9 protein-coding genes are annotated in these 11,004 nt (G+C 71.3%); 4 read left to right on the forward strand and 5 right to left on the reverse strand.

Annotated features, from left to right (window positions below; translation table 11 throughout):
- Positions 1–24: 24 nt before the first annotated feature.
- A complete protein-coding gene (locus OG594_RS11625) occupies positions 25–588 on the reverse strand; it encodes a methylated-DNA--[protein]-cysteine S-methyltransferase (protein WP_266597883.1) in 564 nt (187 codons plus the stop codon).
- A 179-nt stretch (positions 589–767) separates the two neighbouring features.
- The gene (locus tag OG594_RS11630) at positions 768–1,700 is read right to left on the reverse strand and encodes a glycerophosphodiester phosphodiesterase family protein (RefSeq protein ID WP_266597885.1); all 933 of its coding nucleotides are present in this window, start codon (positions 1,698–1,700) and stop codon (positions 768–770) included.
- Between the two features lie 234 nt (positions 1,701–1,934).
- Between OG594_RS11630 and uvrB the strand changes: the two genes are divergently transcribed.
- The 4 genes from uvrB (at position 1,935) to OG594_RS11650 (ending at position 7,984) form a co-directional block, all read left to right on the forward strand.
- Positions 1,935–4,091, forward strand: a complete 2,157-nt coding sequence (gene uvrB, locus OG594_RS11635; RefSeq protein WP_266597887.1) for an excinuclease ABC subunit UvrB — start codon at positions 1,935–1,937, stop codon at positions 4,089–4,091.
- 87 nt (positions 4,092–4,178) lie between these two features.
- A complete protein-coding gene (locus OG594_RS11640; protein WP_030762430.1) occupies positions 4,179–4,757 on the forward strand; it encodes a TerD family protein in 579 nt (192 codons plus the stop codon).
- A gap of 43 nt (positions 4,758–4,800) precedes the next feature.
- Positions 4,801–6,762 (forward strand): TerD family protein, encoded by a 1,962-nt coding sequence (locus tag OG594_RS11645; protein WP_266597890.1) that lies wholly within the window; start codon positions 4,801–4,803, stop codon positions 6,760–6,762.
- A 238-nt stretch (positions 6,763–7,000) separates the two neighbouring features.
- Positions 7,001–7,984, forward strand: a complete 984-nt coding sequence (locus OG594_RS11650; protein ID WP_266597892.1) for a TerC family protein — start codon at positions 7,001–7,003, stop codon at positions 7,982–7,984.
- Positions 7,985–7,998: 14 nt separating this feature from the next.
- Here the strand turns inward: OG594_RS11650 and OG594_RS11655 are convergent, their stop codons facing one another.
- The 3 genes from OG594_RS11655 to OG594_RS11665 form a co-directional block, all read right to left on the reverse strand.
- Positions 7,999–9,315 carry an MFS transporter gene (locus OG594_RS11655; protein WP_266602822.1) on the reverse strand — a complete coding sequence of 439 codons (1,317 nt, stop codon included), beginning with the start codon at positions 9,313–9,315 and terminating at the stop codon, positions 7,999–8,001.
- A 249-nt stretch (positions 9,316–9,564) separates the two neighbouring features.
- Entirely contained in the window at positions 9,565–10,221 is a 657-nt protein-coding gene (locus OG594_RS11660) for an MBL fold metallo-hydrolase (protein WP_266597894.1), read from the reverse strand.
- 9 nt (positions 10,222–10,230) lie between these two features.
- Positions 10,231–10,926 carry a maleylpyruvate isomerase family mycothiol-dependent enzyme gene (locus OG594_RS11665; protein ID WP_266597896.1) on the reverse strand — a complete coding sequence of 232 codons (696 nt, stop codon included), beginning with the start codon at positions 10,924–10,926 and terminating at the stop codon, positions 10,231–10,233.
- Positions 10,927–11,004: the final 78 nt, after the last annotated feature.

Raw genomic sequence — 11,004 nt, forward strand, 5'->3', positions numbered from 1 at the left:
AGGTCCGCAGGTCAGGGCCCTGTTTCAGAACAGCGGCTGGGGGAGCACGCCCTCCAGCGCGAGCAGCTGCCGCTTGGTCTCCACCCCACCGCCGAATCCACCGATGCCCCCGTCGTTCTCCACGACCCGGTGGCAGGCCACCACCAGGGGCAGCGGGTTCGAGCCCATGGCGTTGCCCACGGCCTGGGCGGCGCCGGGCTGTCCGACGCGGGCGGCCAGCTCCCCGTACCCGACGACCGATCCGTAGGGCACGGAGCGGTCCAGCTCCTGGAGCACCTGCCGGTTGAAGCCGGAGCTCAGACGCCAGTCCAGCGGCAGCTCGAAGCGGCGCAGCGATCCCCCGAAGTACGCGGTGAGCTGGCGTATCGGCTCGGCCAGCAGCGCTTCCTCGCCCGGCGCGGGACGTCGGGCGTCGGCGCCGAGCCGGGAGACGAGCGGGCGGATCATCCCGTCGACCCGGTCCGGCTCGGCATGGAACTCGACCCGGACCAGACCTTCCGGGGTCGCGGCCAGGAGCAGGGGCCCGATGTCGCTGGCGACGACGGTCCATTCGAGGTGCGGCCCGCGGGGCCGCTCGGTGCTGTCCACGCGTCCACGGTACGACCACCCACCGACACGGCGGTCACGGTTGTGGATGTTGGCCGCATCGCCCGCCCGCCCGCTTGTTCGTCCGCCCGTCCGCCCGTCCGCCCGTCCGCCCGTCCGCCCGTCCGCCCGTCCGCCCGTCCGCCCGTCCGCCCGTCCGGACCGGGGCCTGGGGCCTGGGGTCAGAACCCGTCGACCGCGTCCTGGACCACGTCCGGGGCGTTGGTGATGATCCCGTCCACCCCCATGGCCTGCACCTTCCGGGCGGTGGCCGCGTCGTCCACGATCCAGGTGTCCACCTCCATGGCCTTGCCGTGGGCGCCGCGCAGGCCGTGCACGGCCGAGACCCAGTCGGCCGAGATCGTCGTGTGCCAGGGGTTGATGCGGTCGGTGAACTCCGCGTAGCGCGGCAGGTCCGCCACGGTGGGGGTGCCCAGGAAGGCCGTCACCAGGTCCGGGCGCAGCCCGTGCACGATGCGCACGGAGTCCGCGCTGAAGCTCTGCACCACCAGGCGCTGCGCGACGTGGCGCGCGTCGAGCCAGCCGGCCTCGTCCAGCACCTGCAGGGTCTGCTCCTCGATCCCCGGGTACAGCTCCGGCTTCTTGATCTCCAGCAGCAGCCGCTGCCGGTTGCGCTGTACCCGGTCGAGGTACTGCCGCAGGCTCGGCACGGAGGCGCCCGCGTACTCGCCGCCGAACCAGCTGCCCGCGTCCAGCACGGAGATCTCGGCCCAGGTGAAGTCCTTGACCTTCCAGGGCGCCCGGCCCGGGAACCGCTCCTCGACGTCGGTGGTCCGGGCCAGGGTGTCGTCGTGGATCACCACCAGCACGCCGTCCTTGGTGCGCTGCACGTCGTTCTCGACCCAGGCGAAGCCCATCTGCATCGCCAGGTCGATCGCGTCGAGGGTGTTCTCCGGGGCGTATGCGGAGGCCCCCCGGTGGGCGTACACGACCGGGCCCCCCAGAGCGGCCCGGCCGGCGCCGGTGCCGATTCCGGTGTCGGTGCCGGTGGTGGATCCGGGACCGGTGGCGGCGTACGAGGCCGTCCCGCCCAACAGGGTGAGGGTGAAGCCCAGGAATGCGGCGGCGGCCGCGGCGGCGGGTCGGACGTACATGTGCGTTCTCCTCGGGTCGTGAGCCCTGTTCCTGCGTCAGACGGGTGCGGAGCGGCAGACGTTGTGGCGATGCACTTCACCGCGATCATGGGGTTGAAGATCACTGAGCCGCCACCGAACTACGACAAACGGACCAGAACGAATGACAAACGCCCCGGCGGCCGGAGCCGGCCGGAGCGCGCCGCCGACCCGCGGGGATGCGTGAGTGTCAGTGGGGGGTCGTACGGTTGACCCATGCGGCCCGTATCGAAGATCGAACGCACGGTGGCGCCTTTCGAGGTCGTCAGCCCCTACCAGCCCAGCGGCGACCAGCCGGCGGCCATCGCCGAGCTGGAGAAGCGCATCCGTGCAGGTGAGAAGGATGTCGTCCTGCTGGGTGCGACCGGCACGGGCAAGTCGGCGACGACTGCCTGGATGATCGAGAAGCTCCAGCGCCCCACCTTGGTCATGGCGCCGAACAAGACGCTCGCCGCCCAGCTGGCGAACGAGTTCCGCGAGCTCCTGCCGAACAACGCCGTCGAGTACTTCGTCTCGTACTACGACTACTACCAGCCCGAGGCTTACGTACCGCAGTCGGACACGTACATCGAGAAGGACTCCTCGATCAACGAGGAGGTGGAGCGGCTGCGCCACTCCGCGACCAACTCGCTGCTGACCCGGCGCGACGTGATCGTCGTCGCCTCCGTGTCCTGCATCTACGGCCTCGGTACCCCGCAGGAGTACGTCGACCGGATGGTCTCCCTCAAGGTGGGCGAGGAGATCGACCGGGACCAGCTGCTGCGCCGCTTCGTGGACATCCAGTACACGCGCAACGACGTCGCCTTCACCCGCGGCACCTTCCGGGTGCGCGGGGACACGATCGAGATCTTCCCGGTCTACGAGGAACTGGCCGTCCGCATCGAAATGTTCGGCGACGAGATCGAGGCCCTCTCCACCCTGCACCCGCTGACCGGAGAGGTCATCAGCGAGGACCGCGAGCTGTACGTCTTCCCCGCCAGCCACTACGTCGCCGGTCCCGAGCGCATGGAGAAGGCGGTCCGCGGCATCGAGGCGGAGCTGGCCGAGCGCCTCGCCGAGCTGGAGAAGCAGGGCAAGATGCTGGAGGCGCAGCGCCTGCGCATGCGCACCACGTACGACCTGGAGATGATGCGCCAGATCGGGTCCTGCTCCGGCATCGAGAACTACTCGCTGCACATGGACGACCGCGAGCGCGGCTCCGCGCCCAACACCCTCATCGACTACTTCCCGGAGGACTTCCTCCTGGTCATCGACGAGTCGCACGTCACCGTGCCGCAGATCGGCGCCATGTACGAGGGCGACGCCTCCCGCAAGCGCACCCTGGTCGACCACGGGTTCCGGCTGCCGTCCGCCCTGGACAACCGGCCGCTGAAGTGGGAGGAGTTCCAGGAGCGCATCGGCCAGACCGTCTACCTGTCGGCCACCCCCGGAAAGTACGAGCTCTCGCGGGGCGACGGCTTCGTCGAACAGATCATCCGCCCCACCGGCCTCATCGACCCCGAGGTCGTGGTCAAGCCCACCGAGGGGCAGATCGACGACCTGGTCCACGAGATCCGGCAGCGGGTCGAGAAGGACGAGCGGATCCTGGTCACCACCCTCACCAAGAAGATGGCCGAGGACCTCACGGACTACTTCCTGGAGCTCGGCATCCAGGTGCGGTACCTGCACAGCGACGTGGACACCCTGCGCCGCATCGAGCTGCTGCGCGAGCTGCGGGCCGGCGAGTACGACGTCCTGGTCGGCATCAACCTGCTCCGCGAGGGCCTCGACCTGCCCGAGGTGTCCCTGGTGGCGATCCTCGACGCCGACAAGGAGGGCTTCCTGCGCTCCGGGACCTCCCTGATCCAGACCATCGGCCGCGCCGCGCGCAACGTGTCCGGCCAGGTCCACATGTACGCGGACAAGATGACGCCGGCGATGGAGAAGGCCATCGAGGAGACCAACCGGCGCCGCGAGAAGCAGATCGCGTACAACACGGCGAACGGGATCGATCCGCAGCCGCTGCGCAAGAAGATCAACGACATCGTCGCCACCATCGCCCGCGAGGAACTGGACACCGAGGAGCTCCTCGGCACCGGATACCGGCAGGCGAAGGACGGCAAGGGCGCCAAGGCCCCGGTGCCGGCGCTCGGCGGCCGGGCGGCCACGGGCAAGACGGGCGGAAAGGGTGCGAAGGGCGCGAAGGCGGCGGCGGGTGCCGAGGTGCTCACCGACCGGCCCGCAGCCGAACTGGCCGCACTCATCGAGCAGATGACCGAACGCATGCGCGGGGCGGCCGCCGAGCTCCAGTTCGAGGTCGCGGCCCGGATCCGGGACGAGGTGGGCGAGCTGAAGAAGGAGTTGCGGCAGATGAAGGAAGCGGGCCTCGCCTGACCGGGGGCCGGTCAGTAGGGTTGGGTCACAGCCGCAGGTACATGCTGCACGCCCGTCATCGGGCGGGCCAGGGAGAGGGGACAGTACGTGACGGTCAACATGACCAAGGGTCAGGCCATCAGTCTGCAGAAGGCGGACGGAGGCACGCTGACCGCGGTCCGGATGGGCCTCGGCTGGCAGGCGGCGAAGCGCCGCGGACTGTTCGGCTCGCGGACGCGGGAGATCGACCTCGACGCCTCGGCGGTGCTCTTCGCCGACAAGCAGCCCGTCGACGTGGTCTTCTTCCGGCACCTGCAGAGCGACGACGGTTCGGTGCGCCACACCGGTGACAACCTCGTCGGCGGCGTCGGCCAGGGCGGGGACGACGAGGCGATCCTCGTCGACCTCCAGCGCGTGCCGGTGCACATCGACCAGATCGTCTTCACGGTGAACTCCTTCACCGGCCAGACGTTCCAGGAAGTGCAGAACGCGTTCTGCCGCATCGTCGACGAGACCAACGGCCAGGAGCTGGCCCGCTACACCCTCGACGGCGGCGGTCAGTACACCGCGCAGATCATGGCCAAGGTGTCCCGGGCGGGCGCCGGCTGGCAGATGACGGCCCTCGGGAACCCGGCCAACGGCCGCACCTTCCAGGACCTCATGCCGGCGATCCTGCCGCACCTGTAGCAGTACCGGACAAGAGAAGAAGGCACGGGGGAGGGGCTGCACGATGACGGCCGAACTGGTCCGGGGGCAGAACCACCCCGTGTCCCAGAGCCGGGTGGAGATCAGGGTTTCGGCGGGTACGCCCGTGCTCGCCCTGGCCTCGCTCGCCGACGAACAGGGCCGGTTCGCCGGCAACGGGATACTCGCCCACCCGGGCGCCAGGTCCCTTCCCGGCGTCGAGTCTCCGGGCGAGCTCGCCGAGCGGCACGCCTTCGCCGTCGACCTCGACGAGGTCGCGGCGGACGTCCACCGGCTCGGCGTACTGCTCGTCCTCCCGCCCGGCGGCCCGGTCCGCTTCGGCGCGGTACCGGCCTCCTACGTGGCCGTGGCCGACCCGGACGGGGCCGAGCTCGCCGGTTACACCCTGACGGGGCTCGACGCCGAGACGGCCGTCGTCGCCCTGGAGCTGTACCGGCGCCAGGGCGCCTGGAAGGTCCGCGCCGTGGGCCAGGGCTACGCCGAGGGCCTCGGCGCCCTGCTCGCCGACGGCGGGCTGCCCGCCGCGGCCGCCGCGGAGCTGGCCGCCGCCGCGCTCGGCACGACCCCGCGCACCGCGGGGGCCGACGCCACCCTCGCGACCATGCCCACCCTCGTCGGCGACCTGCGCGCCCCGCAGACCCCGGCGCAGGCCCCCGCGCCCGCCCCCGAACCGCCGGACCCGGTCCCCGCCCCCGGACACCCGTACGCCGGTACGCCCGGACCCGCGTCCGGTGGCGACACCGCGGCGTCCCCGCCCACCATCAACTACGCCCACCCACGGCGCCGCCGCACCAGCACCGAGCCGCCCGAGCCCGCGCCGCGGGCCGCCGCACCGCAGGAACCCGGACAGCACCCGCGGCCCGTCGCAGGCGACGCCAGCGGCTGGTCCATGGAGGAGCGGCTCTACAACCAGGTCTGGGGGATCTTCGAGGACCTGGCCCGCACGGTCGCCGCCTACCGCAGCGCCGTCGAGTTCGCCGACTCCCGCATGGACCGCGAGCTCGACGAGGCCCTGTCCGACCCGCGCCACCGCCTCGGCGGCTCCGGGAACGCCGCCCGCGACACCGCGCGGGCCCGCCGCGACGAGCTCGTCGCCCAGGCCCAGGCCGTCCTCGACCGGGACCTGGCCCAGCTGATCGCCGAGTCGGAAGTGGTCGAGCCCGCGCTGCCGGCGGCGTACGCCCGCTGGGACAACCCCGTCTGGCACGGTCACCGCACGCCCGAGGAGAGCCCGCTGGCCCTGCGCCTGGGGGACCTGCACCTGCCCGAGCGGCCCGATCTGCGCGTCCCCATGCTGACCCGGGTCCCGCTGGAGCGCGGGCTCTGGATCGACAACGGCCGCACCGGCTCCGAGGCCGCGATGACCATGGACACCGACCGGCTGCGCCGGGCCGCCATGGACATGGCCGTCGCCCTGGCGGTCCGGTTGCTCGCCGTCCACCCCGCCGACCGGTTCTCCGTGCACGTCATCGACGCGGCCGGGGCCGGATCCGCCTCCCTGTCCCCCCTCGTACGCGCCGGGGTGCTGGCCGGCCCGCCCGCCTCCGGGGCCATCGGGGTCACCCAGACCCTGGCACGGCTGACCCGGCGGGTGGACCTCGTACAGATGGCGCTGCGGGCCGGCGCCCCCGAGGACCTGCCGCCGGACGTGGACACGGCCGACCAGCTGCTGATCGTGCACGACTTCCCGCACGGCTTCGACGACCGCGCCGTCACCCAGCTGCGCTACCTCGCCGACGAGGGCGCGGCGGTCGGCGTGCACCTGCTGATGGTCGCGGACCGCGACGAGGCCTCGGCCTACGGGCCGCTGCTCGATCCGCTGTGGCGCTCCCTGATGCGGCTCTCGCCGGTGCCCGACAACCACCTCGCCGACCCCTGGGTCCATCACGCCTGGACCTTCGAACCGGACCTGCCCCCGCAGGGCAGCAGGGTCCTCGACCAGGCACTGGACCGGGTGGCGGAGGCCCGGCGCACTACCCGCCCGTGACCATCCTTTGGTGTTCCCTTTACCTTTACCGCCCTCGGCGGGTAAGCTCGTACGTGCGGAGGGGAGTATTCCTGCTTTCCTGCTACGACGTACCCGTCAATACGGACCACTGCGGTCACACGAGCGCAGTCTGTCCCGGGGCGTCGGCCCACGGCCTCCAGGCCGTCCGGGTGGAAGAGACCTCCGGCAGCGATGACGCTGACGAAGTGCTGAGCCATCCGCCGGAGGCGTGTTCACCATGGAAGTTTCCTGGGCCCTTTGGGTCGCGACCATTCTCGGTCTGTCCCTCCTCATCGGTGCCGATTTCTTCATCGGCCGCAAGCCGCACGACGTGTCGATCAAGGAGGCCGGCACCTGGACGGTCGTCTGGATCGTCCTCGCCGCACTCTTCGGCCTCGGCCTGTGGTTCTTCGGCACCCCCCAGGCGTCCCAGGAGTTCTTCGCGGGCTTCATCACCGAGAAGTCGCTGAGCGTCGACAACCTCTTCGTCTTCGTCCTGATCATGGCGAAGTTCGCGGTGCCGTCCCACCTCCAGCAGCGCGTGCTGCTCATCGGCGTACTGATCGCCCTGGTCCTGCGCGCGGTCTTCATCGCCGCCGGCGCCGCGATCATCGCCAGCTTCTCCTGGGTCTTCTACATCTTCGGTGCGTTCCTGATCTACACCGCGTGGAAGCTGATCCAGGAGGCCCGCAAGGACGAGGACGACGAGGAGTTCGAGGAGAACCGTCTCCTCAAGTCCGTCGAGAAGAAGTTCGGCGTCGCCGACCAGTACCACGGCACCAAGCTCTTCATCGTCAACAACGGCAAGCGCGTGCTGACCCCCCTGATGGTCGTCATGCTCGCCATCGGCACCACCGACGTGCTGTTCGCCCTGGACTCCATCCCCGCGATCTTCGGCCTCACCCAGGACCCGTACATCGTCTTCACGGCCAACGCCTTCGCCCTCATGGGCCTGCGCCAGCTGTACTTCCTCATCGGCGGCCTGCTGAAGAAGCTGGTCCACCTCAGCTACGGCCTCTCCATCATCCTGGGCTTCATCGGCATCAAGCTGGTGCTGCACGCCCTGCACGAGAACGGCGTCCACGTTCCGGTGATCTCGATCCCGGTCTCCCTCGGCGTCATCTGCGGTGTCCTGGTCATCACCACGATCACCAGCCTGATCGCCTCCAAGAAGCAGGCGGCGGCCGAGGCCGCCGCCCGCCCGGAGAACGTCGACGCGTAACCGGATCGAAGGACCTACGCGGGGGCGGCCGTTTCGGCCGCCCCCGTTTCCGTCGACCGGCCCGCGGCCGCCCGCTTCGACACGACCGCCGGACCGGTCTCCGGCAGCACCGCGAAACAGACCAGGCTGACCAGGGCGATCCCGGTCAGGTACAGCGCGACGCCCCACGGCGGACCGGAACCGTCCGCCAGCGCCGTCGCCACGATCGGGGTCAGCGCCCCGCCCAGCACCCCGCCCAGGTTGTAGCCGACGGCCGCGCCCGTGCAGCGGATCCGCGGCGCGTACAGCTCGGGCAGGTACGCGGCCACCACCGAGAACATCGTCACCATGCCCACCAGCGCTCCGACGAAGCCCACCGTCATCAGCAGCGGATCGGCCGTGCGCAACAGAGCCACCAGCGGGAACATCCACACCACGCAGATCGTGCACCCGATCAGGCACAGCGGCCGCCGCCCGTAACGGTCGCCGAGCACCGCGACCAGCGGGGTCACCAGGCCCATGACCGCGACCGCGATCATGATGCAGGCCAGCATCGCCGTGCGGCCCACCGCGAGGTGGTCGGTGGCGTAGGAGAGGGACCAGGTGGTGACCGCGTAGAAGACGGCGTACCCGATCGCGAGCGCCCCGCCGGTCAGCAGGAGCAGCCGCCAGTGGCCCCGGAAGACCTCGGCCAGCGGGGCCTCGGCGCGCCGGTCCGTCGCGGCGAGCGCCCGGAACTGCGGGGTCTCCTCCACCGAGCGGCGCAGCCACAGCCCGGCCAGCGCCAGTACCCCGGCCGCCCAGAACGGCACCCGCCACCCCCAGGCGGTGAACTGGGCGTCGGTCAGCGATGCGGACAGCCCCAGCATCAGGCCGTTGGCGAGCAGGAAGCCCACCGGCGGGCCCATCTGCGGGAAGCTCGACCACAGCCCGCGCCGCCGCTCGGGGGCGTGCTCGGCGGTCAGCAGGACGGCGCCGCCCCACTCCCCGCCCAGCCCGAGGCCCTGGAGGAAGCGCAGCAGGAGCAGGAGCACGGGCGCGGCCATGCCGATCGAGCCGTACGAGGGCACGCAGCCGACGGCCACCGTGGCGAGGCCGGTGAGCAGGAGGGAGGCGAGCAGCACCGGGCGCCTGCCGTAGCGGTCGCCGATGTGGCCGAAGACCACCGAGCCGAGCGGGCGGGCCAGGAAGCCGACGCCGAAGGTGCCGAAGGCGGCGAGGGTTCCGGCGAGCGGGGAGAAGGAGGGGAAGAAGAGCGGGCCGAGCACGAGGGCGGCGGCCGTCCCGTACACGAAGAAGTCGTAGAACTCGATCGCCGTTCCGGCGAGCGAGGCCGTGGCCAGCCGCAGCATGCCGGGCCCGGCGGAGCCGTCGGCCCCGGCGGGCGGGGTCTCGGCGGGCGGGGTGTCGCCGGGCGGTGCGGCGGAGGGAGGTGCGGACGAAGGGGCGGGGGAGGCCTCGGGGGCGGCGGAGGCCAGGGGCGGGGACGGGTCGTGTGGCATGCCGCACCAGATACCCGTTCCCCGCCGCTCAGGGCGTGGGTTCGGCCGCAAGCGACCGGAAGGAGTGCGTCGCGCCCGGAAGTTGACGCGTTGCGGTGCCTACCAGCCGCGCTCGCGCCATTCGGCCAGGTGCGGACGCTCGGCGCCGAGGGTGGTGTCGTTGCCGTGCCCCGGGTAGACCCAGGTCTCGTCCGGCAGCTGCTCGAAGATCTTGTGCTGCACGTCGTCGATCAGGCTGGCGAAGGCCTTCGGGTCGTCGTGGGTGTTCCCGACGCCGCCCGGGAAGAGGCAGTCGCCGGTGAACACGTGCGGGTGGCCGTGCGGGTCGTCGTAGACCAGCGCGATCGAGCCGGGGGTGTGTCCGACCAGGTGGCGGGCGGTCAGCGTGACCCGTCCGACCGTGATCGTGTCCCCGTCGGCGACCGGCACGTCCGTCGCCACCGGGATGCCCTCGGCGTCGAGGGCGCCCGCGTAGGTGCGCGCGCCGGTCGCCTCGACGACCTCCGCGAGGGCGCCCCAGTGGTCGCCGTGCTGGTGGGTGGTGACCACGGACGCGATGCCGTCGTCGCCGATCAGGCTGAGCAGGGTGCCCGCCTCGGCGGCCGCGTCGATGAGCAGCTGCTCGTCGGTGGCGCGGCAGCGCAGCAGGTACGCGTTGTTGTTCATGGGGCCCACCGCGACCTTGGAAATCATCAGGTCCGCAAGTTCGTGCACGTCGGCCGGACCGCCGACCTTGACCTCTCCGGTGTACGTCATGTGTTGATCCTAGAGCGGGGGGAGCTCGGGCAGGCCGTCGCCGGCCATGACGGCGAGGTGGGCGCCCTGGAGACCGCGCCCGGCCAGCCAGCCGAGCAGTTCGTTCTTGGGGCCCTCGAGGACCACGGGGGTGCCCTCGGTGCCGCCGGTGTGCCAGACCTGGCCGCCGTAGGAGGCGTTCAGGGTCACCGGCGGGACGTCCGGACGCCCGGACCAGCGGTCGGCGAGGAAGGCGATCTCGCGGTCGGTGAACTCCTCCGGGAGGTGGTGGAGCTCGTAGCCGATGTTCAGGTCGACGTGGTGTAGATCGACCTCGACCCAGCGCCGGAAGGGCACGTTGGCGGCGAGGTCCGTGACGCCGTTGCGCAGCTCGACCGTGCGCGACCAGTCCTGGTCGGGCTCCGTGGTGGCCGTGAAGCGGGCCGCGGAATCACGGAGGTCCGTCAGGTGTTCTTCCAGGGTGCGGCCGGCGTCGCGCTCGATGTCGGCGTCGCGGGCGGTGGCGCTCTCGTACATCGGGCGTCCCTCGAAGACGTTGACGAGCGCGTCCGCGTTGCGAGCGAGGTGGGCCAGGACGTGGCCGCGGGTCCAGCCCGGGAGGTGTGACTCCTCGGCGAGGGCTGCGTTGTCCAGTTTCGCGACGGCGGTCAGCAGCCGGTCCGTGGCTTCACGTACAGATCGCAGGTCGCGCACATGATCAGTCATGACGGCGAGCCTAGTGGCTCGCCGGGCACCGCCACACGATTGGGTGAAGCGGTCTGCGGAGTGCCGTAAATCGAATGT

The organism is Streptomyces sp. NBC_01214 (genome assembly GCF_026340975.1).
Lineage (GTDB): Bacteria > Actinomycetota > Actinomycetes > Streptomycetales > Streptomycetaceae > Streptomyces.

What these genes read in the sequence shown, in the direction of transcription:
- OG594_RS11650 (WP_266597892.1), top strand. Translation starts at nt 7,001, where the DNA reads ATGGAAGTTTCCTGGGCCCTTTGGGTCGCGACCATTCTCGGTCTGTCC.
- OG594_RS11665 (WP_266597896.1), bottom strand. Translation starts at nt 10,926, where the DNA reads ATGACTGATCATGTGCGCGACCTGCGATCTGTACGTGAAGCCACGGAC.
- OG594_RS11660 (WP_266597894.1), bottom strand. Translation starts at nt 10,221, where the DNA reads ATGACGTACACCGGAGAGGTCAAGGTCGGCGGTCCGGCCGACGTGCAC.
- OG594_RS11645 (WP_266597890.1), top strand. Translation starts at nt 4,801, where the DNA reads ATGACGGCCGAACTGGTCCGGGGGCAGAACCACCCCGTGTCCCAGAGC.
- OG594_RS11630 (WP_266597885.1), bottom strand. Translation starts at nt 1,700, where the DNA reads ATGTACGTCCGACCCGCCGCCGCGGCCGCCGCCGCATTCCTGGGCTTC.
- OG594_RS11655 (WP_266602822.1), bottom strand. Translation starts at nt 9,315, where the DNA reads ATGCTGCGGCTGGCCACGGCCTCGCTCGCCGGAACGGCGATCGAGTTC.
- uvrB (WP_266597887.1), top strand. Translation starts at nt 1,935, where the DNA reads ATGCGGCCCGTATCGAAGATCGAACGCACGGTGGCGCCTTTCGAGGTC.